Genomic DNA, 22,886 nt, shown 5'->3' on the forward strand with positions numbered 1-22,886 from the left:
AAGCGTCAAGCGCTGATTTTGTCCGACAGGATGGCGGCGGCGGCGTCAGCAAGATAACTGGCCCATAAGCACTGTATAAATAAACATGCTATTATAAGAGATTAACCGTCCGAGGAGGCCGAGTGAGCGACGCGCGCGCAGGATTCTTGTTAACCCGCCACTGGCGAGATACACCCGCAGGCAGTGAAGTAGTGCTGTGGCTGGCAACCGACAGTGGCCCGCAGCAGGTGGTATTACCGCCGCAGGAGTCCGTGGCGTTTATCCCGGCCTGTCAGCAGGAAAAGGCCAGCAGGCTGCTGGCGAGTGAACGCCACTGGCGATTTGCCCCACTGGCGCTAAAAGATTTCCATCAGCGCCCGGTGGTTGGCCTGTACTGCAAACAGCAGCGTCAGCTCCAGCATCTGGAAAAACGGCTGCGCGAAAACGGCATCACGCTGTACGAGGCCGACGTGCGCCCGCCGGAGCGTTTCCTGATGGAGCGCTTTATCACCGCCGCCGTGTGGTTTAGCGGCCAGCCAGACGGGGATCGTCTGATCAATGCCCGCCTCAAGCCGCATCCCGACTATCGTCCCCCGCTGAAATGGGTCTCGCTGGACATTGAAACCACCCGCCACGGCGAGCTGTACTGCATCGGCCTTGAGGGCTGTGGGCAGCGTGACGTCTATATGCTCGGCCCGGAGAATGGCGATGCCAGCCAGCTCGACTTTAATCTGGAATACGTCGCCAGCCGCCCGCAGCTGCTGGAAAAGCTGAACGCCTGGTTTGCCCGTCATGATCCCGACGTGCTGATTGGCTGGAACCTGGTGCAGTTTGACCTGCGCGTACTGCAAAAACATGCTGAACGCTACGGTATCCCGCTACGGCTGGGGCGCGGCCATCACGCCACGCTGGAGTGGCGTGAACATGGCTTTAAGCCCGGCGTGTTCTTCGCCCAGGCCAGCGGCCGCCTGATTATCGACGGCATTGAGGCGCTTAAATCCGCCTTCTGGAATTTTGACTCTTTCAGTCTTGAAGCGGTATCCCGCCAGCTGCTGGGTGAAGGCAAAGCGATCGGTAATCCGTGGCAGCGTATGGAGGAGATCGACCAACGTTTTGCCGAAGATAAACCGGCGTTGGCCCATTACAACCTGAAAGACTGTGAGCTGGTGACGCGCATTTTCCAGCATACCGAGCTGATGCCGTTCCTGCTGGAGCGCGCCTCGGTTAACGGGCTGGCGGTGGATCGTCACGGCGGTTCGGTGGCGGCCTTTGGTCATCTCTATCTGCCGCGTATGCACCGCGCCGGGTTTGTTGCGCCCAACCTTGGCGACGTCGCCCCCCAGGCCAGCCCCGGTGGTTACGTGATGGATTCACGCCCCGGCCTGTATGACTCGGTGCTGGTGCTGGATTATAAAAGCCTGTATCCGTCGATTATCCGCACCTTTCTTATCGATCCGGTTGGTCTGGTGGAGGGAATGGCGCACCCGCAAGAGGCCGATTCCGTCAGCGGCTATCTCGGCGCACGCTTCTCACGAACCACCCACTGTCTGCCAGAGATCGTCAGTCAAATCTGGCAGGGCCGTGAAGCCGCCAAAAAACAGGGCAATAAACCGCTGTCGCAGGCATTGAAAATCATTATGAATGCCTTTTACGGCGTGCTGGGAACCAGCGCCTGCCGTTTTTTCGATCCGCGTCTGGCTTCGTCCATCACGCTTCGCGGCCATGACATCATGCGACAAACGCGTGAACTGATTGAGGCAGAAGGCTACGACGTGATCTATGGCGATACCGACTCGACCTTTGTCTGGCTGAAATCGGCCCATGATGAAGCGGCAGCAGAACAGATTGGTCGCCAGCTGGTGGTGAAAGTCAATCAGTGGTGGCAGCAGCATGTGCAAAGCGAGTATGGCTTGCAGAGTGCGCTGGAGCTGGAGTACGAAACGCACTTTAGCCGCTTCCTGATGCCGACCATTCGCGGGGCCGAACAGGGCAGTAAGAAACGCTATGCCGGATTAATTCGTCGCGGCGACGAAAATCACATGGTGTTTAAAGGGCTGGAAACGGTGCGTACCGACTGGACGCCGCTGGCGCAAAAATTCCAGCAGGAGCTGTACCTGAAAATTTTCACCGGGCAGCCTTACCGGGATTATATCCGTGAAACCGTCCGTCAGCTGCTGGACGGCGAGCTGGATCAGCAGTTGATCTACCGTAAGCGCCTGCGTCGCCCATTGGATGACTATCAGCGCAATGTGCCCCCCCATGTGCGCGCCGCGCGTATTGCCGATGAGCAGAACCAGAAGCTGGGCCGGCCGCTGCAATATCAAAAAGGCGGCCATATACGCTACGTTATTGCCACCTCTGGCCCGGAACCGTTGGAGGCGCGTATCACCCCGCTGGACTACGATCATTACCTGACGCGCCAGCTACAGCCGGTGGCTGACGGCATTTTGCCGTTTATGCAGGATGACTTCGCTACCCTGGTGACCGGGCAGTTAGGCTTGTTTTGACAGGTGACGAACGGGCAGCCTTCCAGTACCATACGAGGCTGCCCGTGAATTTACACCCTCATATCTGAAGCTGCTGCCGTGTTGATATCTTTTTTTATCATTCATCGCCAGGCCAGTTGCCCGGCAGCAGTGCTATTGCCTGAAACACTAGACGAGAATCGAGCCGAATATTTATGCCTTTTACACTTGGTCAACGCTGGATAAGCGATACGGAAAGCGAACTGGGACTGGGAACTGTGGTTGCCGTCGATACGCGCATGGTCACCCTGCTGTTCCCTGCTACGGGCGAAAACCGTCTCTATGCCAGAAATGATTCTCCCATCACCCGCGTGGTGTTCAATCCCGGCGACACCATTACCAGCCATGAAGGCTGGCAGCTGGAAATTGACGAGATAACCACCACCAACGGCGTGGTCAGTTATATCGGTACCCGGCTGGACAACAGCGAAACGGGCGTGGTGCTGCGTGAAGTGATGCTGGACAGTAAGCTTGTATTCGGCAAACCGCAGGATCGCCTGTTCGCCGGGCAGTTGGACCGCATGGACCGCTTCGCCCTGCGTTTTCGCGCGCGCAAATACCAGAGCGAGCAGTATCGCCTGGCCACCAGCGGCCTGCGCGGCATGCGCACCAGCCTGATCCCGCACCAGCTGCATATCGCCCACGATGTCGGACGCCGACATGCGCCACGCGTGCTGCTGGCGGATGAAGTGGGCTTAGGTAAAACCATTGAAGCGGGGATGATCATTCATCAGCAGCTGTTGGCCGGTCGCGCCGAGCGCGTGCTGATCGTGGTGCCGGAAACGCTCCAGCATCAGTGGCTGGTAGAAATGCTGCGCCGCTTCAATCTGCGTTTTGCGCTGTTTGATGACGACCGTTACGCCCAGGCACAGCTCGACAGCGACAACCCGTTTGATACCGAGCAGATGATTATCTGTTCGCTGGACTTTGTGCGCCGCAACAAGCAGCGCCTGGAAAAACTGGCCGATGCCGAGTGGGATTTGATGGTGGTGGATGAAGCGCATCACCTCGTCTGGTCTGAAGACGCACCGAGCCGCGAATACCTGGTTATTGAACAGCTGGCAGAGCAGATCCCCGGCATCCTGCTGCTGACCGCCACCCCGGAACAGCTGGGGATGGAGAGCCATTTCGCTCGTCTGCGTCTGCTCGACCCCAACCGTTTCCACGACTTTGCCCAGTTTGTTGAAGAACAAAAACACTTCAGCCCGATTGCCGATGCGGTGACGATGCTGCTGGCCGACCAGAAAATCGGCAACGATGAGCTGAACCTGCTGAACGATCTGATGGGCGAACAGGACATAGAGCCGCTGCTGCAAACCGCTAACAGCGACCGCGAAGGCAAGCTGGAAGCGCGTCAGGAGCTGATCAGCATGCTGATGGACCGTCACGGTACCAGCCGCGTGCTGTTCCGTAACACCCGTAACGGCGTGAAAGGCTTCCCGAAACGCGAACTGCATCAGATCCGCCTGCCGCTGCCCACGCAGTACCAGACGGCGATTAAAGTGTCCGGCATTATGAGCGCGCGTAAAACCGCCGACGAGCGCGCACAGGATATGCTCTATCCTGAACAGATCTATCAGGAGTTTGAAGGCGACAGCGGCACCTGGTGGAACTTTGACCCGCGTGTCGAATGGCTGATGGGCTATCTGACCGGCAACCGTGACAAAAAGGTGCTGGTGATCTGCGCCAAAGCCGCTACCGCCCTACAGCTGGAGCAGGTCCTGCGCGAGCGTGAAGGCATTCGTGCCGCCGTGTTCCATGAAGGATTGTCGATTATTGAGCGCGATCGTGCTGCGGCATGGTTTGCCTCGGAGGAGGACGGCGCTCAGGTTCTGCTGTGCTCGGAGATCGGTTCTGAAGGGCGTAACTTCCAGTTCGCCAGCCAGATGGTGATGTTTGACCTGCCGTTTAACCCCGACCTGCTGGAGCAGCGTATTGGCCGTCTCGACCGTATCGGTCAGGCGCACGATATTCAGATCCACGTCCCCTACCTGGAAAAAACCGCGCAGGCGGTGCTGGTACAGTGGTATCACGAGGGGCTGGATGCTTTCGAACATACCTGCCCGACCGGGCGTGCCGTTTACGACAGCGTTTACACCCAGCTTATCGAATACCTCGCCGCGCCGGAAAACAGCGAAGGTCTGGAGACGTTTATCCAACAGTGCCGCAAGCAGCACGAGGCGATGAAGGTTCAGCTGGAACAGGGGCGTGACCGCCTGCTGGAACTGAACTCCAACGGCGGCGAGAAGGCCCAGGCGCTGGCGGATAAGATTGCCGAACAGGATAACGATGTTGAACTGGTCAACTTCGCCCTTAACCTGTTCGATATCGTCGGCATCAATCAGGAAGATCGTAGTGATAACCTGATCGTTCTGACGCCCGGCGACCATATGCTGGTGCCGGACTTCCCAGGGCTGCCGGAAGATGGCTGTACAATTACCTTCGACCGCAACCAGGCGCTGTCGCGCGAAGATGCTCAGTACGTGAGCTGGGAGCACCCGATCATCCGCAACGGTCTGGATCTGATCCTTTCCGGCGATACCGGCAGCTGTGCGATTTCCCTGCTGAAAAACAAAGCGCTGCCGGTCGGTACGCTGCTGGTTGAACTGATTTATGTGGTGGAAGCCCAGGCACCGAAGCATCTGCAACTGACCCGCTTCCTGCCGCCAACGCCGATCCGTATGATGGTTGACCGTAAGGGCAACAATTTGGCGGCTAAAGTCGAGTTTGAAAGTTTCAACCGCCAGCTTAATGCGGTAAATCGCCACACCGGCAGCAAGCTGGTGAACGCGGTGCAGTCGGACGTGCATGAGATCATCACCCTGTCGGAAGATCAGGCCGCCGCCGAGGCGCGTAAAGTGATCGATGCTGCCCGTCAGGAAGCTGACGAGAAGCTGAGTGCCGAGCTATCGCGCCTCCAGGCATTGAGCGCGGTCAATCCCAACATCCGTCAGGATGAAATCGACGCGCTGGAAAGCAATCGCCAACAGGTGCTGAGCAATCTCGATGAAGCAGGCTGGCGTCTCGACGCCCTGCGCCTGATCGTCGTTACGCACCAATAAACCCAACGGGGCCAGCGCCCGCTGGCCCTGATAAGGATCTTATGGAACCCTATAATCCCCCGCATGAACCCTGGCTGCACGTCCTCTATCAGGACGAGCACATCATCGTGGTGAATAAACCCAGTGGGCTGCTGTCGGTGCCGGGTCGGCTTGCCGAGTACAAGGACAGCGTGATGACGCGCGTGCAGCGAGATTATCCGGCGGCAGAATCTGTCCATCGCCTGGATATGGCCACCAGCGGCGTAATGGTGGTGGCGTTAACCAAAGCCGCCGAGCGCGAGCTGAAGCGCCAGTTCCGCGAACGCGAACCGCAGAAAACCTATGTGGCACGTGTCTGGGGGCATCCGCAACCGGCAACGGGTTTGGTGGATCTGCCGCTGATTTGCGACTGGCCGAACAGACCTAAGCAGAAAGTGTGTTTTGACAGCGGAAAGTCCGCGCAAACGGAATATCAGGTGCTGGACTATGCCAGTGATAACAGCGCGCGCGTACAGCTAAAACCGATTACCGGACGCTCACACCAGCTGCGCGTGCATATGCTGGCGCTTGGCCACCCGATACTGGGCGATAACTTCTATGCCCATGATGAGGCCAGAGCGATGGCACCACGGCTGCAACTCCATGCCGAAAGCCTGAGCATCACCCATCCGCACTACGGCACGCCGATGACCTTCCGCCAGCCGACGGAGTTTTGATCGGGCTGGTCTCCGGTAAGCCAGCCCGATCGGAGCCCACAAAGCTAAAGGGGCCCAGGCGGCAAGTCAGCCAGCCCGATCACTTAAAGCCCTTTTCGCGTTTGATCAGGTCATAAGCCGCCTGAATCTCCTGCGCTTTCTGCTTCGCCATCTCCATCATCTCTGACGGCAGACCTTTCGCCACCAGCTTGTCCGGGTGATGTTCGCTCATCAGCTTGCGGTAGGCTCGTTTAATGGTGGTGGCATCATCGCTGCTCTTCACCCCAAGCATATTACAGGCGTCTTCCAGCGTAGGGCCGCGCTGCCTCTGGCTGTAGCCGCCCTGGGACGATCCCCCGCCCTGATAGCCGCCGCCAAACTGCTGCCCGCTTTCCATCATGCGCAGAAACTGATCGAACTGCGCGCGCGATATGCCCAGCTCTTCAGCAATCACATACAGCACCTGGCGTTCATTAGGATGCAGTGAACCATCGGCAAATGCCGCCTGGATCTGAATTTCCAGAAACATGCGGATCAGATCAAAACGGCCAAAACAGGCGCTGCGCAGCTCACGCAGCTTATCGCGCAGAGGATAATCTCCCTCTTTACCTTCGCGGAAAGCGCGCTGTGCCGCCGTACGCCCTTCACCGTGCAGCTGCATGCGTTCCATCAGCAGAGATGCCATCTGAATATCAGCATCCGTGACCCGTCCTTTGGATTTGGTCAAATGCCCCATGACCTGAAACGTGGTACGGAAAAAAAGCGCCTGACGCGTTTGCTGATCGGCAAAATAGCCCTGCCTGGCAGGAGATCGCGCTTTATCAATCATGTGCCCGATCAGCAGGCCAATCACCACGCCCCAAAAGCCCGCACCGGACAATAAACCCAGTACCAGCCCTAATACTTTTCCCCAATAGCGCATAAACTCCTCATTAGGCCATGCTGAAGGCTAAATTTTGCATTATCATACCTGTCATTTATCTCATAGCCTATTGGTACGCGGCCAAACAAACCAGAAGTTTACCCGATTCTGTTGCTCATTAAGGCAAAAACTCACGCCTTGGTGCTCGGAAAGATCCAGGGTATTACTAGCGCAACGCAACTGAGTGCGATAGTCTCTGACCGTTTGTCGGCATGATGCCAGTGATTACGGAATTTTCGATACCGCGTATGAAAAAAAGACTACCTACATTGCTGGCCACGCTTATTGGCTCAGCACTCTATAGCCAGCAAGGGCTGGCCGATGACCTCGCATCACAATGTATGCTAGGGGTGCCCAGTTACGACCGTCCACTGGTAGAGGGGAAAAAAACTAACGAGCTGCCGGTGACGATCGGTGCAGAAAACGCCAAAGGCCATTATCCGGACAACACCGTTTTTAGCGGCAATGTTGATATCCAGCACGGCAACAGCCGCCTGCAATCCAACGAAGTTCAGCTGCACCAGAAAATGCTGAGCGGTCAGGCCACGCCAACGCGCACCGTCGATGCATTAGGTAACGTGCACTATGACGATAATCAGGTGATCCTCAAAGGCCCGAAAGCCTGGTCTAATCTGAATACTAAAGACACTAATGTCTGGCAGGGTGACTATCAGATGGTCGGCCGTCAGGGACGTGGTGCCGCTGACCAGATGAAGCTGCGCGATGACAACCGCTACACCATTCTGGAAAACGGAACTTTCACCTCCTGCCTGCCGGGTCAGAACAGCTGGAGCGTGGAAGGTTCTGAGATTATTCACGACCGCGACGAACAGCTGGCGGAAATCTGGAACGCCCGTTTCAAACTGGGATCGGTGCCGATTTTTTACAGCCCCTACCTGCAAATGCCGGTAGGCAATAAGCGTCGTTCAGGCTTCCTGATCCCCAATGCGAATTACAGTAACAACAGCGGCTTCGATTTTATGCTGCCGTATTACTGGAACATCGCGCCACAGGTTGATGCCACCCTGACGCCACACTATATCAGCCGTCGCGGCATGCAATGGCAGAATGAGTTCCGCTATCTGAGCGATGCCGGTACTGGCCTGGTAGAATTTGATTATCTGGGCTCCGACCGCACTTATGAAGATAAACACGCGGAAGATGAATCTTCAAGCCGCTGGCTGTTCCACTGGCAACATTCCGGCGTATACGAACAGAACTGGCGCTTCAATGCCGACTATACCAAAGTCAGCGATCCTTATTATTTTACCGATCTTGATTCGCCATATGGATCGACCACTGACGGCTACGTCACGCAGAAATTCAGCATCGGCTACGCGGAAAGAAACTGGGATGCCACGCTGTCGACCAAACAGTTCCAGATCTTCTCCACCAACGCCAATAACGATGTTTATCGCGCTGAACCTCAGTTCGACTTCAACTATTACCAAAATGACGTCGGACCTTTCGATACGCATCTTTATGGCCAGGCGGTGAAATTCACCAATGTCGATGGGCGTATGCCGGATGCCACGCGTTTGCACCTTGAGCCAACCATCAACCTGCCATTGGCTAACCGCTGGGGCAGTCTGAATACCGAAGCCAAGCTGCTGGCGACCCATTATGAGCAGAACGATGTTGATTATTACAATGCTCAAAACGGTAATAATCAGCTGAAAAACTCGGTCAACCGCGTTATGCCGCAGTTTAAAGTCGATGGCAAGATGGTCTTCGACCGGGATATGGACTGGTCGCCGGGCTACACCCAGACGCTGGAGCCGCGTGTACAGTACCTTTACGTGCCTTATCGCGACCAGAGTCATGTGCGCTCTTATGACTCCACGCTGCTGCAAAGTGACTATACCGGCCTGTTCCGCGATCGCACGTACAGCGGCCTGGATCGTATCGCCTCCGCTAACCAGGTGACGACTGGCGTGACAACACGCATTTTTGATAACGATCTGGTTGAACGTTTTAATGCTTCCGTAGGTCAAATCTACTCGTTCACTCCGGCACGCACCGGGTTGAACGTCACCGATGACGACGACCGGGGTAGCCTGGTGTGGGCGGGTGACAGCTACTGGAAGATCAGCGACCGTTGGGCAGCACGCGGTGGTTTGCAGTATGACACCCGTCTGGATAACGTATCGCAGGGTAATGCCGTGCTGGAGTGGCGTCGTGATGCTGACCGCATGGTGCAGCTGAACTACCGCTACACCAGTGAGGAGTATATCCGGCAGACGTTACCGGACTATAGCAACAATGCGCTGTATCAAAAGGGGATCTCGCAGGTCGGTGCCACCGCCAGCTGGCCAATTGTTGACGCCTGGTCAGTGGTCGGCGCCTGGTATTACGACACCAAGGCTAATCAGCCAGCCGATCAGCTGTTGGGTGTTCAGTACAGCTCCTGCTGCTATGCATTACGCCTGGGCTATGAACGTAAAATTACCGGTTGGGAAAACGACAACAGTAAATACGACAACAAAATCTCGTTCAACATTGAACTGCGTGGCCTCAGCCCAAGCTACGGCTTAGGTACTGGGCAGATGCTGCGTAAGGGCATACTGCCTTATCAACGCGCTTTCTGATGTTGTTTCTTTGGAATGCCAACCCGCAGTGCGGATAGAAGAATGGAAAAAGTATGAAGAACTGGAGAATGCTAATCCTCGGTGCAGCTCTGACAGCCAACACCGCGTTCGCAGCCCCGCAAGTTGTAGATAAAGTTGCCGCCGTCGTTAACAACGGCGTGGTGCTAGAAAGTGATGTTGACAGCATGATGCAGTCCGTGAAAGGTCAGTCAAAGCAGGCTGGTCAGCAGCTGCCGGATGACAAAACCCTGCGTCACCAGATTCTGGAGCGCCTGGTCATGGACAATATCCTGCTACAGAAGGCGAAGCAGGCTGGCCTACAGGTTAGCGATGCCCAGCTCGATCAGGCGATAGGCAACATTGCTCAGCAAAATAAAATGAGCATCGACCAGCTACGCAGCCGCCTGGCGTATGACGGCATGAACTATGCCACCTATCGTGAGCAGATCCGTCAAGAGATGGCGACCTCGGAAGTGCGTAACAACGAAGTTCGCCGTCGTGTCACCATCCTGCCGCAGGAAGTGGATTCTCTTGCAGAACAGCTGGCCTCGCAGAACAGTGCGGGTACGGAGCTGAATATCAGCCACATTCTGTTGCCGCTGCCGGAGAACCCGACGCAGCAGCAGGTTGATGATCAGGAAAACCTGGCGAATCAACTGGTTAGCGAAGCCAAAAGCGGCGCTGATTTTGCGAAGCTGGCGATAGCTAACTCTGCCGATCCCCAGGCGCTAAAAGGCGGCAATATGGGCTGGGGACGTCTCCAGGAGCTGCCTTCTCTGTTTGCTCAGGTGCTGGTGACGGCGAAAAAAGGCGATATCATCGGCCCTGTCCGCTCCGGCGTTGGCTTCCATATCCTGAAAGTTAACGATATGCGCGGTGATAATCAGAGTATTTCGGTGACCGAAGTCCACGCCCGCCACATCCTGCTGAAGCCTTCACCGATCATGACCGACGATCAGGCTCGACAGAAATTGCAGCAGGTCGCCGCCGAGATCAAGAGCGGCAAACTGACCTTTAGCGATGCCGCTAAACAGCTGTCACAAGATCCGGGTTCAGCTAACCAGGGCGGCGATCTCGGCTGGAGCTCGGCTGAAGTATTCGATCCGGCTTTCCGTGATGCCCTGCTGCATCTGAACAAAGGCCAGATCAGCGCCCCAGTTCACTCTTCCTTCGGCTGGCATCTGATTGAGCTGATGGATACCCGCAAGGTGGATAAAACCGACGCGGCAAAAAAAGAGCGAGCTTATCGTCTGTTGTTCAACCGTAAATTCGCGGAAGAAGCTCAGACCTGGATGCAGGAAGAGCGTGCGGCTGCCTACGTGAAGATCCTGGATGCGAATGCTCAGTAAGCAACGCATTGTCATCACCAGCGGAGAACCCGCCGGGATTGGCCCCGATCTCGTGGTTCAACTGGCCCAGCAAGACTGGCCGGTTGAACTGGTGGTGTGTGCTGACCCCGAGCTGCTGCGCAACCGCGCGGCAGCTTTGCGTTTACCCCTTACGCTGCGCGAGTACCAGCCGAACGCCTGCGCCCAGCCGCAGCAGGCCGGTTCACTCACGCTGCTACCGGTGCACCTTGCACAGCCGGTTAACGCCGGTGAGCTGTGCGTGGATAACAGCCACTACGTGCTTGAGACCCTCGCCCGCGCCTGTGACGGTTGCCTGAGCGGTGAGTTCGCCGCACTGATCACCGGCCCGGTGCACAAAGGAGCGATCAATGATGCCGGTATTTCGTTCAGCGGGCATACCGAATTTTTTGCCGAGCGTGCGGGCTGTGAGCGTGTGGTGATGATGCTGGCAACGGAAGAGCTGCGCGTTGCGCTGGCCACCACGCACCTGCCGCTGAAAGACGTGGCGGCCAGTATTACTCGCTCCACGCTCCATGAAGTGATCACTATTCTGCACCGCGACCTGCAAAGCAAGTTTGGCCGGGCCGAGCCACATATTTTTGTTTGTGGTCTTAACCCTCACGCTGGCGAAGGCGGTCATATGGGCCGTGAAGAGATTGATGTGATCATCCCTGCGTTGGACGAACTTCGCCAGCAGGGGATGAAACTGACCGGGCCGCTCCCTGCGGATACGCTGTTTCAGCCCAAATATCTGCAACATGCCGATGCCGTGCTGGCGATGTACCACGATCAGGGGCTTCCGGTGCTAAAATATCAGGGCTTTGGTCGGGCGGTGAATATCACCCTCGGTCTGCCATTTATCCGCACGTCTGTTGACCACGGTACGGCTCTTGAGCTGGCCGGTAGCGGTCAGGCCGATGCGGGCAGCTTTAAGACGGCGCTTAACCTCGCCATTACCATGATTAAGAGCAGTAATGAATAGTCGCGTTCACCAGGGCCACTTCGCCCGCAAACGTTTTGGACAGAACTTCCTTAACGATCAGTATATTATTGACTGTATTGTCAACGCCATCCACCCTCAACGCGGTGAGGCGGTGGTCGAAATCGGCCCGGGTCTCGGCGCACTGACCGAGCCGGTAGGAGAGCGCCTGGATAGCATGACGGTGGTCGAAATCGACCGCGACCTTGCCGCGCGTCTGCAAACCCATCCGTTTCTCGGCCCCAAGCTGACCATATTCCAGCAGGATGCCATGACCTTTGATTTTGCTGCCCTGGCGCAGGAAAAAGGTCAGCCGTTACGCGTTTTTGGTAATTTGCCGTATAACATTTCCACGCCGTTGATGTTCCATCTGTTTAGCTATGTCGGTGCCATTAAAGATATGCACTTCATGCTGCAAAAAGAGGTGGTTAATCGTTTGGTTGCCGGGCCAGGCAGCAAAGCCTATGGTCGTCTGACGGTGATGGCGCAATATTACTGCCAGGTGATCCCGGTACTGGAGGTTCCACCTGAATCGTTCACCCCCGCGCCTAAAGTAGACTCTGCGGTGGTTCGTCTGATGCCTTATGCCCAACTACCGCACCCGGTTGATGATATTCGCGTTTTGAGCCGCATCACCACGGAAGCCTTTGGCAAACGTCGCAAAACGCTCCGCAACAGTCTGGGTCATCTGTTCTCTGTCGACGCACTGACAGAAATGAACATCGATCCAACGCTGCGCGCAGAAAACATCAGCGTTGCGCAATACTGCCAGCTGGCTAACTGGTTAACTGCGCACCCTCAGCCGCAGGAGAAGTAATCATGAACGATACGCCCCGAATCTGTGTTCAGGTACAAAGCACCTATATTGCGTCGCAGTCTGCGCCTGATGAAGAACGCTATGTCTTTGCTTACGCGGTGACCATTCGTAACGTGGGGCGTATTGCTGTGCAACTGATTGGCCGCTACTGGCTAATCACCAACGGTAATGGCCGTGAAACCGAAGTTCAGGGAGAAGGTGTGGTGGGAGAACAGCCGCATATCGAACCCGGCGGCGAGTACCAGTACACCAGCGGTGCCGTTCTGGAAACCCCGATCGGCACCATGCAGGGACACTATCAGATGATCGATGCTGATAGCGAAAACTTCCGTGTTGAAATTCCTGTCTTCCGTCTGGCGATTGCCACCCATATCCACTAATCCGGCTTTGTTTGCATGAGCACTTACTTAATTGGCGATATCCACGGTTGCTACCATGAGTTGCAATCGCTTCTTGATCAGGTGCAATTTAATCCTGAAACCGACCAGCTGTGGTTGACTGGCGATTTGGTGGCTCGTGGGCCAGACTCGTTGGAGGTGCTGCGCTTTGTGCGCGCACTGGGCGACTGCGTTAAGCTGGTTCTGGGAAATCACGATCTGCATCTGCTGGCAGTTTATGCCGGCATTGGTCGCAATAAACCGAAAGATCGCCTTAGCGCTCTGCTGGAAGCAGACGACGTTGATGAGCTGATCAACTGGCTACGTCGCCAGCCGCTGATCCAGGTCGATGAAGAAAAAAAGCTGGTGATGGCACACGCTGGGATCACGCCCCAGTGGGATATCGAGACCGCGCAGATCTGCGCACGCGAGGTTGAAGCGGTACTGAGCAGCGATACCTATCCCCTGTTTCTGAATGCCATGTATGGCGATATGCCAAACAACTGGTCGCCGGAATTGAGCGGACTCGCACGTTTACGCTTCAGCACCAATGCCCTGACGCGTATGCGTTATTGTTTCCCTAACGGTCAGCTGGATATGATTGCCAAAGAGTCACCGGACAGCGCACCACCGCCGCTAAAACCGTGGTTCAATATTCCCGGCCCGGTATCACGCGACTATACCATCGTCTTTGGGCACTGGGCATCGCTGGAGGGTAAAGGGACACCAGAAGGGATTTTTGCTCTTGATACCGGCTGCTGTTGGGGTGGCAGCCTGAGTATGCTGCGTTGGGAAGATAAACAGATGTTTATTGAGGCGTCACAACGAGAAAAAACGCTATAGTCGGGTGGGCCTGAAAACAGGCCCACCCGAATGATTAGCGGCGATCGAGGATCTCAAAGCAGAAACTATGCGAGTTCTTCTCCGAGGCATCGTGAAACTCGCTAAAGGTCGACTGCCACTCGTCCGGCTCGTAGTCCGGGAAATGGGTATCGCCTTCCACTTCCGCATCAATATGCGTCAGATAAAGGCGATCGGCACGCGGCAGCAGCTGCTCATAAATGCGTCCGCCGCCGATCACCATCAGCTCTTCCACCTCTCCGGCCGCCTTCAGCGCATCTTCGATGTTGCTCACCCAGACCACACCTTCAGCCTCACCCTTCTGGCGGCTGATCACAATATTCAGACGGCCCGGCAGTGGGCGACCAATGGATTCCCAGGTACGGCGTCCCATGATCACCGGTTTATTCAGCGTCTGTTTTTTGAACCAGGCCAGGTCGGCTGGCAGGTGCCACGGCATGGCATTTTCCATACCAATGACGCGATCGGCCGCAAGGGCAGCAATCAGGCTAATCATCATATCAAACTCAGCAGGGGATAAAATTGGCGCCATCATACGTAAAGGTGAAACTTTCGTCGATAGCTAAGCAAGAGTAATTAGGTAAAGGTTTAGCATGGTATCGGTTCCCTCACCTTGTGCATGTTTTTCACCGCCTGAATCGCGCGGCATGCTAAACTTTTGCAATCAATTTGCTACAGGCTATCATCATGTTAGAAACCAGCTTATTTGTTGCCACCATTGTGGCGCTCGGGATGCTTTCGCCCGGCCCTGATTTTTTCCTGATCGTAAAAAATGCCGCTCGCTACCGTCGCAGTGCTGCGATGATGAGTGCGCTGGGCGTAAACTGCGCGGTTGCCACCCATATGGCCTACTGTGTCGCCGGTCTGGCGGTGGTGATCACCACCACGCCGTGGCTGTTTATGCTGCTGAAATATGCCGGTGCGGCCTACCTGATTTATATCGGTATCCAGGCGCTGATGTCACGCGGCAACGGTAAAATGAATTTCAACAATGCCACACAGGAAGAGACTTCGCTGAAAAAAGCCTTTTTGCAAGGCTACCTGTGCAATCTGCTTAATCCAAAAGCGACGCTGTTCTTCCTGTCGATCTTCACCCAGGTGCTGAACGTCAATTCAGGCATCAGCGAAAAACTGCTTTATGCGGGGATTATTCTTGGTCTGTCGGCGATCTGGTGGCCATCATTGGTGGTGCTGATGCAAAGCGGGCCGGTACGTCGTGGGCTGACAAAAGCCCAGCGCATTGTGGATAAACTGCTCGGCGGCGTGCTGATTGCGTTGGGGATAAAAGTGGCGCTGTCCTGGCGGTCGTTATTCTTCACCAAAAAGCCCCTCCTGATCCACAGAGAGGGGCTTTTTATTGCCGATGGCCTGTCACTGATTCAACACCAGAACGGGGAGTCCCTTCCCCGCTGCTGGAATTAGCCAGCGATCTGCGCGTGCATCTCCTGCACCGAGATCACCCGATCGGTGGCGCTGGCGTGCAAGGAGTTTGCCGTGGCAAAACCGCCGTTCAGCGTGGTGTCGTAGTGAACCTTGTACTGCAAGGCGCTACGGCGAATCAGCTTCGAGTCTTCAATCGCCTGACGACCCGCGGTGGTATTGACGATGTAAGCGTATTCGCCGTTCTTCAGACGGTCCTGAATATGCGGACGTCCTTCGTGCACCTTATTGACCTGGCGAACCTCAATACCGGCCGCCTTCAGCACCGATGCGGTTCCTGCGGTGGCATCCAGCTCGAAGCCAAACTCCTGTAGGCGACGCGCCAGCTCTACAATACGTTTTTTATCCCCTTCGCGCACCGACAGCAGCGCACGACCGCTTTTCTTCATATTGCTTTGTGCGCCAAGCATCGCCTTGCAGAAGGCTTCGGCGAAGTTACGGCCCACGCCCATCACTTCCCCGGTAGAACGCATTTCCGGGCCGAGGATTGGATCTACGCCCTGGAATTTGTTAAACGGCAGCACCACCTCTTTGACCGAGTAATACGGTGGGATAATCTCTTTGGTCACGCCCTGTGCCGCAAGGGTTTTACCTGCCATCACGCGCGCGGCCACTTTCGCCAACGGCATGCCGGTAGCTTTGGAGACAAACGGTACGGTACGTGCGGCGCGGGGGTTAACCTCAATCAGGTAAACTTCATTATCCTTGACCGCAAACTGCACGTTCATCAGACCGCGCACGCCCAGTTCAAACGCCAGCTTTTTCACCTGCTGACGCATCACGTCTTGGATTTCCGCACTCAGGGTGTAGGCAGGCAGTGAACAAGCCGAGTCGCCGGAGTGTACGCCAGCCTGCTCAATGTGCTCCATGATGCCGCCAATCAGCACCTGTTCGCCATCGCAGATGGCATCGACATCGACTTCCACCGCATCGTCGAGGAAACGATCCAGCAGCACCGGCGCATCATTTGATACCGATACCGCATTGTTGAAGTAGCGCTTCAGGTCGATTTCGTCATAGACGATTTCCATTGCACGGCCGCCCAGCACGTAAGACGGGCGCACCACCAGCGGGTAGCCGATGATCGCGGCTTTCTCTACGGCCATATCAATGGCGGTCACCGTGGCGTTAGCCGGCTGCTTCAGGCCGAGGCGCTCAACCGCCTGCTGGAAACGTTCGCGGTCTTCAGCGCGGTCAATAGCATCCGGGCTGGTGCCGATAACCGGTACGCCAGCGGCTTCCAGCGCACGCGCCAGTTTCAGCGGCGTCTGACCACCGTACTGCACGATCACGCCTTTCGGCTGCTCGATACGCACGATTTCCAGCACGTCTTCCAGCGTGACCGGCTCAAAGTACAGGCGGTCGGACGTGTCATAGTCGGTCGATACGGTTTCCGGGTTGCAGTTGACCATAATGGTTTCAAAACCGTCTTCGCGCAGGGCCAGTGAAGCGTGCACGCAGCAGTAGTCAAACTCAATGCCCTGCCCGATGCGGTTAGGCCCGCCGCCCAGCACCATAATTTTGTCGCGGTCCTGGTGCGGGTTAGCCTCACACTCCTCTTCATACGTCGAGTACATGTAAGCCGTATCGGTGGAAAACTCCGCCGCACAGGTATCCACACGCTTATAAACCGGGTGCAGATTATACTGTTCGCGCAGCTGGCGAATATCAGACTCGGCGACGCCGGCCAGCGTCGACAGACGCGCATCGGCAAAGCCTTTGCGTTTCAGGGTGCGCAGGAAATCGTCGCTCAGGCCACTGATGCCCTGCTGTGCCACCTGCTGCTCCAGCTGCACCAGCTCTTCAATCTGTACCAGGAACCAGCGGTCAACATTGGTCAGTGCAAAGACATCTTCCACCGTCAGTCCGGCACGGAACGCATCGGCGATATACCAGATACGGTCAGAACCTGCGTCCTTCAGCTCACGACGGATGGTGGTCAGCGCTTCGGGATCGTTCAGGTCGACTTTCGGGTCAAAGCCGTTCGCGCCGACTTCCAGACCACGCAATGCTTTCTGCATGGACTCCTGCAACGTTCGGCCAATCGCCATCACTTCACCCACGGATTTCATCTGCGTGGTCAGACGGTCATTGGTACCGGCAAATTTCTCGAAGTTAAAACGTGGGATCTTGGTGACAACATAGTCGATGGACGGCTCAAACGAGGCCGGGGTCAGACCGCCGGTGATATCGTTCATCAGCTCGTCCAGCGTATAGCCCACGGCCAGCTTGGCGGCAATCTTGGCAATCGGGAAGCCGGTGGCTTTCGAGGCCAGCGCCGAAGAGCGCGAGACGCGCGGGTTCATTTCGATGATGATCAAACGGCCATTTTCCGGATTGACCGAGAACTGGACGTTAGAGCCGCCGGTTTCCACGCCGATTTCACGCAGTACCGCCATCGAGGCGTTACGCATGATCTGATACTCTTTGTCAGTCAGCGTCTGTGCTGGCGCAACGGTAATGGAATCGCCGGTGTGTATCCCCATCGCATCGAAGTTTTCGATTGAGCAAACGATGATGCAGTTATCGTTTTTATCACGCACCACCTCCATCTCGTACTCTTTCCAGCCAATCAGCGATTCATCAATCAACAGCTCATTGGTCGGCGACAGGTCAAGACCGCGTTCGCAGATCTCTTCAAACTCTTCGCGATTATAGGCAATGCCGCCGCCGGTGCCACCCATCGTAAAGGAAGGGCGGATAATGCATGGAAAACCGACATCAGCGGCCACCGCCAGCGCTTCTTCCATAGTATGGGCGATACCGGAACGCGCGGTGTCGAGACCGATACTTTTCATCGCCACGTCAAAACGGCGGCGATCTTCTGCTTTATCGATCGCATCAGCGGTAGCGCCGATCATGGTCACGCCGAATTCCGCCAGTACGCCTTGACGTTCCAGTTCCAGCGCACAGTTCAGCGCGGTCTGACCACCCATCGTCGGCAATACCGCATCCGGACGCTCTTTTTCAATAATTTTGCGCACCACTTCCCAGTTAATCGGCTCGATGTAAGTCGCATCGGCCATTTCCGGGTCGGTCATAATGGTCGCGGGGTTGGAGTTTACCAAGATAACGCGGTAACCCTCTTCGCGCAGCGCTTTACACGCCTGCGCACCAGAGTAGTCAAATTCACAGGCCTGGCCGATGACAATCGGGCCAGCACCAAGGATCAGGATACTTTTTATGTCTGTACGTTTTGGCATTTTTTCGCTCCTGATTATTTGGCAGTCGAACGGTGGGCTTCAATCAGTTCGATAAAGTGATCGAACAACGGGGCAGCATCATGCGGGCCGGGGCTGGCTTCCGGGTGCCCCTGGAAGCTGAAGGCCGCTTTATCGGTGCGGTGAATGCCCTGTACCGTGTGGTCAAACAGTGAGGTATGGGTAACGCGCAGATTAGCCGGAAGGTTGCTGTCATCGACGGCAAAACCGTGGTTCTGGGCGGTGATCATCACCGTGTTGTTATCGTGGTCTTTCACCGGATGGTTACCACCGTGGTGGCCGAGTTTCATTTTTACCGTCTGCGCACCGCTGGCCAGCGCCAGTAGCTGATGGCCGAGGCAGATGCCAAAAAGCGGAATATTGGTTTCAAGCAGGCGGTTAATCGCGGTAATCGCGTAGTCGCACGGCTCCGGGTCGCCCGGGCCATTAGAGAGGAACACGCCATCCGGGTTGAGTTTCAGCACGTCTTCGGCGCTGGTTTGTGCGGGGACCACCGTCAGACGGCAGCCGCGATCGACCAGCATCCGCAGGATATTGCGCTTCACGCCGTAGTCGTAAGCCACCACGTGGTACGGCAGGGCACTTTCAGCTTTCGCCTCAGGCCGCTCTTCTTCCAGCGTCCAACTTCCCTGTAACCATGTATAGGCATCCGGTGTGGTCACCTCTTTCGCCAAGTCCATGCCTTTCAGACCGGGAAACGCGCGCGCTTTTTCCAGTGCCACGGCAGCGTCCAGCGCCTCTCCGGCAATAATGCAGCCGTTTTGTGCCCCTTTTTCACGCAGCAGACGGGTCAGTTTGCGTGTATCGATATCGGCAATAGCGACAATGTTGTGGCGAGTCAGATAGTCAGACAGCCCTTCTTCATTGCGATAGTTACTGGCAATCAGCGGTAAATCGCGGATAACCAGACCTGCTGCATGAACCTGAGTCGATTCTGCATCAGCGGAGTTGGTGCCGACATTGCCGATATGGGGATAAGTGAGAGTAACGATTTGGCGAGAATAGGAAGGATCGGTGAGGATTTCTTGATAACCGGTCATTGAAGTGTTGAAAACAACTTCTCCCACTGCCGATCCGGTTGCCCCTATAGCCCGACCGTGGAATTGGGTTCCGTCTTCCAGAACCAAAAGCGCTGACTTAATCAAAACATCCTCCAGGGAATAAACAGTCATATTATCTGCATATTAATTCAGGAACCTAGCCAAAATCAATGCAAAAACTGCCTGACTGCTCAGTTATTGGCAAATTGCGCGCATTCTAATGATAGCCCCTGCTAATGTCTACCCTACAAGGCAGTTTTTCCTCCTTTTTTAACTCACTGAAGCAAAAAGTGGCGAGTTAACGGTAAAAATACCACATATCCCGGTCATAAAACCGATTGCCTGACCATAATGGCGGATTTGAGACGGTTAACGACTCAAAAAGCAGACCAAATGGTCAAAAACAGCAGTTCCTGCAGGATAAACCCTGCGAAAAGTGGTATTTATCATGATTACATCAAAAATAATGCAAGGAGATGTCATTTTATTGACAATAAAAAAGGGCAATAAAATCATTACCCTTTAAATCATCAACTTACAACAAAATAAACCATGTCAATAATTGTACTTACTACTTACAAATCATCCAGGTTTAGCACACTTCTCATATCATAAAGGCCTGATTTATACTCTTTAAGCCACATTGCCGCACGTACTGCGCCTTTAGCAAAGGTCATGCGGCTGGAAGCCTTGTGGCTTATCTCCACGCGCTCGCCAATATCTGCAAACATCGCCGTGTGCTCCCCGACAATATCGCCAGCGCGGACGGTGGCAAAACCAATGGTCTGCGCTTCACGCTCACCGGTGAAACCTTCACGAGCATAAACGGCATGCTGTTTAAGATCCCAGCTCATCGCATCGGCGATGGCTTCTCCCATCGCCAATGCCGTACCGGATGGCGCATCCACTTTATGGCGGTGATGCGCTTCGATAATTTCGATATCCGCATATTCCCCCATCACCTTGGCCGCTTTTTCCACCAGCTTGAGCACCAGATTCACCCCGACGCTGAAGTTGGCGGCAAACACAATGGCGATATCCTGTGCCGCCGCCTCAATGGCGGCTTTACCCGCATCGTCAAAACCGGTAGTACCGATCACCATCGCTTTGTGATGCTGGCGGCAAAACGCCAGATAGTGCAATGTGCCTTCGGGACGCGTGAAGTCGATTAGCACGTCGAAATCGTTAACCACCGCCTCCAGGTCATCAGTGACGGTAACCCCTAATGCGCCACAGCCAGCCAGTTCTCCAGCATCGGTTCCAACCAGCGATGAACCACTGCGCACCAGTGCCGCCCCCAGGCGAGCCCCTTCAGCCAGTTCAGTTGCCTGTATCAGCTGACGCCCCATACGCCCTGCGGCTCCCACAATGGCGACCCGGATTTCTGCATTACTCATAATTATTCATTCCTGACTGGTATCTATTATCTTCATAACATTCACAGGTTAATCATGCGTTAATCCCTGCACCACTATTAACACTCTGCTATAAGAATTTTACGCCAGAGAGAGACGATTATCAGTAAAACAGATTTTGACGAAATGAGGAAAAGGGAATGGTGGAATAAGGCTCATACGCATCCCGTGATGAACCCAATGGGATATGCACAAAAAAAGGGGCGCATAACCTGCGCCCCTGACAAATCAGTCCAGCTGCTTAACCTCTACACGCAGCTCCTTCGGCACTTCGAAAATGATATTTTCTTCACGCCCGATCAGCTCAACGGCATCTACGCCACCCAGCTCGTTCAGTCGCTGGATCACCTGCTGCACCAAAATATCCGGCGCGGACGCACCGGCAGTGACGCCAACGCAGCTCACGCCTTTCACCCACGCTTCCTGAATATCGTCCGCTGAATCAATCAGCCGCGCCAGCTTACCGGCACGCTGAGCCAGTTCCGCCAAACGATTAGAGTTCGATGAATTCCTCGAGCCGACCACCAGCACCACATCGGCATCACGCGCCAGCGTTCTGACCGCCTCCTGGCGATTCGTGGTGGCGTAGCAAATATCGTCTTTGCGCGGGCCGACAATTTTAGGGAAGCGCGCGCGCAGGGCATCAATCACCTCACTGGTATCATCAACCGACAGCGTGGTCTGCGTCATAAAGCACAGGTTATCTTCATTCTTAACCTGTAGCTTCTGCACATCGCCCGGCTGTTCTACCAGATACATGCCCCCTTGCGGGTTATTGTACTGCCCCATCGTGCCTTCGACTTCCGGGTGGCCTGCGTGGCCAATGAGAATCGCCTCGGTGCCTTTACGGCTGGCACGCGCCACTTCCATATGGACTTTGGTGACCAGTGGGCAGGTGGCGTCAAACAGCATCGTCAACTCACGGGCTTTGGCTTCTGCACGCACCGCCTGGGAAACGCCGTGCGCGGAGAAGATCAGAATTGACCCATCCGGCACCTCACCAATCTCTTCAATAAAGATTGCGCCGCGTTCACGCAGGCTGTTGACCACATAGCGATTATGCACCACCTCATGGCGCACGTAGATCGGTGCGCCATACATTTCCAGCGCACGCTCCACAATGCTGATAGCGCGATCAACGCCCGCGCAGAAACCACGCGGATTAGCCAGCAGGATCTGCATTGCTTATCTCCAGTAGCGGATCGATTTCAAGCACGTCGATGTCGAAGTGAATGGTCTGTCCGGCAAGCGGGTGGTTGAAATCGACGGTGATGGAATCGCCGGAGATCTCACGAATCACCCCCGGCATTTCATTGCCATCCATGCCGCTGAACAGCATGATGGCACCGATTTCTGGCTCTCCCGCTTCGACGAAGTCACGGCGTGAAAAATACTGAATCAAATCCGGACTGATGTCGCCAAATGCGTCTTGCGCCTCGAGGGCAAACGCCGCATTGCCCCCCACCGCCAGACCAATCAGGTGGCTTTCCAGCTGCGCTGACAGGCTGCCGTCTCCCAGACGAAACAGTGCCGGCTTGCCGTTATTACGTGTGGACTCCGCCGTGGAACCGTCCGCCAGCTTTAGCGTGAAATGCACCAGCACCGCGCTGTTACTTTGTACAGAATCAGTCATGCAG

16 protein-coding genes and 1 pseudogene are annotated in these 22,886 nt (G+C 55.5%); 10 read left to right on the plus strand and 7 right to left on the minus strand.

Annotated elements, in window-relative coordinates; translation table 11 throughout:
- The first annotated feature begins 122 nt into the window (after positions 1-122).
- From polB to rluA, 3 genes are all read left to right on the plus strand, one after another.
- The gene (polB, locus tag EPIR_RS13915; protein ID WP_023656087.1) at positions 123-2,486 is read left to right on the plus strand and encodes a DNA polymerase II; all 2,364 of its coding nucleotides are present in this window, start codon (positions 123-125) and stop codon (positions 2,484-2,486) included.
- A 173-nt stretch (positions 2,487-2,659) separates the two neighbouring features.
- A complete protein-coding gene (gene rapA / locus EPIR_RS13920; RefSeq protein ID WP_023656088.1) occupies positions 2,660-5,566 on the plus strand; it encodes an RNA polymerase-associated protein RapA in 2,907 nt (968 codons plus the stop codon).
- A 41-nt stretch (positions 5,567-5,607) separates the two neighbouring features.
- Positions 5,608-6,261, plus strand: a complete 654-nt coding sequence (gene rluA / locus EPIR_RS13925) for a bifunctional tRNA pseudouridine(32) synthase/23S rRNA pseudouridine(746) synthase RluA (RefSeq protein WP_023656089.1) — start codon at positions 5,608-5,610, stop codon at positions 6,259-6,261.
- 79 nt (positions 6,262-6,340) lie between these two features.
- On the opposite strand, the gene djlA is transcribed toward rluA, so the two are convergent.
- Positions 6,341-7,162, minus strand: coding sequence for a co-chaperone DjlA (gene djlA / locus EPIR_RS13930; RefSeq protein ID WP_023656090.1), 822 nt, complete (start codon positions 7,160-7,162; stop codon positions 6,341-6,343).
- Positions 7,163-7,374: 212 nt separating this feature from the next.
- On the opposite strand from djlA, the gene lptD reads away from it, so the two are divergent.
- Genes lptD through apaH form a run of 6 tightly spaced genes read left to right on the plus strand, consistent with a single transcriptional unit; the run spans position 7,375 to position 14,115 of the window.
- The gene (gene lptD, locus EPIR_RS13935; RefSeq protein ID WP_023656091.1) at positions 7,375-9,750 is read left to right on the plus strand and encodes an LPS assembly protein LptD; all 2,376 of its coding nucleotides are present in this window, start codon (positions 7,375-7,377) and stop codon (positions 9,748-9,750) included.
- A 53-nt stretch (positions 9,751-9,803) separates the two neighbouring features.
- Positions 9,804-11,099 carry a peptidylprolyl isomerase SurA gene (gene surA, locus EPIR_RS13940; RefSeq protein WP_023656092.1) on the plus strand — a complete coding sequence of 432 codons (1,296 nt, stop codon included), beginning with the start codon at positions 9,804-9,806 and terminating at the stop codon, positions 11,097-11,099.
- Positions 11,089-12,081, plus strand: a complete 993-nt coding sequence (gene pdxA, locus EPIR_RS13945; protein ID WP_048697663.1) for a 4-hydroxythreonine-4-phosphate dehydrogenase PdxA — start codon at positions 11,089-11,091, stop codon at positions 12,079-12,081. The genes surA and pdxA overlap by 11 nt, the downstream gene beginning before the upstream one ends.
- Complete coding sequence (rsmA, locus tag EPIR_RS13950) at positions 12,074-12,895, plus strand: 16S rRNA (adenine(1518)-N(6)/adenine(1519)-N(6))-dimethyltransferase RsmA (protein ID WP_023656094.1); 822 nt, start codon at positions 12,074-12,076, stop codon at positions 12,893-12,895. The genes pdxA and rsmA overlap by 8 nt, the downstream gene beginning before the upstream one ends.
- Before the next feature lie 2 nt (positions 12,896-12,897).
- Positions 12,898-13,275, plus strand: a complete 378-nt coding sequence (gene apaG, locus EPIR_RS13955) for a Co2+/Mg2+ efflux protein ApaG (protein WP_023656095.1) — start codon at positions 12,898-12,900, stop codon at positions 13,273-13,275.
- Between the two features lie 15 nt (positions 13,276-13,290).
- Complete coding sequence (gene apaH / locus EPIR_RS13960) at positions 13,291-14,115, plus strand: bis(5'-nucleosyl)-tetraphosphatase (symmetrical) ApaH (RefSeq protein WP_023656096.1); 825 nt, start codon at positions 13,291-13,293, stop codon at positions 14,113-14,115.
- Positions 14,116-14,149: 34 nt separating this feature from the next.
- On the opposite strand, the gene folA is transcribed toward apaH, so the two are convergent.
- Positions 14,150-14,632, minus strand: coding sequence for a type 3 dihydrofolate reductase (gene folA, locus EPIR_RS13965; protein ID WP_048697709.1), 483 nt, complete (start codon positions 14,630-14,632; stop codon positions 14,150-14,152).
- A 188-nt stretch (positions 14,633-14,820) separates the two neighbouring features.
- Between folA and EPIR_RS13970 the strand changes: the two are divergent.
- Positions 14,821-15,432: pseudogene (locus tag EPIR_RS13970) on the plus strand (LysE family translocator); the annotation flags it as partial.
- A gap of 119 nt (positions 15,433-15,551) precedes the next feature.
- On the opposite strand, the gene carB reads toward EPIR_RS13970, so the two are convergent.
- The 5 genes from carB to fkpB form a co-directional block, all read right to left on the minus strand.
- Complete coding sequence (gene carB / locus EPIR_RS13975) at positions 15,552-18,776, minus strand: carbamoyl-phosphate synthase large subunit (RefSeq protein ID WP_023656099.1); 3,225 nt, start codon at positions 18,774-18,776, stop codon at positions 15,552-15,554.
- A gap of 14 nt (positions 18,777-18,790) precedes the next feature.
- Positions 18,791-19,939 (minus strand): glutamine-hydrolyzing carbamoyl-phosphate synthase small subunit, encoded by a 1,149-nt coding sequence (gene carA / locus EPIR_RS13980; protein WP_420834764.1) that lies wholly within the window; start codon positions 19,937-19,939, stop codon positions 18,791-18,793.
- A 470-nt stretch (positions 19,940-20,409) separates the two neighbouring features.
- Positions 20,410-21,231, minus strand: coding sequence for a 4-hydroxy-tetrahydrodipicolinate reductase (gene dapB / locus EPIR_RS13985; protein WP_023656102.1), 822 nt, complete (start codon positions 21,229-21,231; stop codon positions 20,410-20,412).
- A gap of 246 nt (positions 21,232-21,477) precedes the next feature.
- Complete coding sequence (gene ispH / locus EPIR_RS13990; RefSeq protein ID WP_023656103.1) at positions 21,478-22,431, minus strand: 4-hydroxy-3-methylbut-2-enyl diphosphate reductase; 954 nt, start codon at positions 22,429-22,431, stop codon at positions 21,478-21,480.
- Positions 22,412-22,882, minus strand: a complete 471-nt coding sequence (gene fkpB / locus EPIR_RS13995; protein WP_023656104.1) for an FKBP-type peptidyl-prolyl cis-trans isomerase — start codon at positions 22,880-22,882, stop codon at positions 22,412-22,414. The genes ispH and fkpB overlap by 20 nt, the downstream gene beginning before the upstream one ends.
- Between the last annotated feature and the right edge of the window lie 4 nt (positions 22,883-22,886).

Origin of the sequence: Erwinia piriflorinigrans CFBP 5888 (assembly GCF_001050515.1) — a bacterium.
Taxonomy (GTDB): domain Bacteria; phylum Pseudomonadota; class Gammaproteobacteria; order Enterobacterales; family Enterobacteriaceae; genus Erwinia; species Erwinia piriflorinigrans.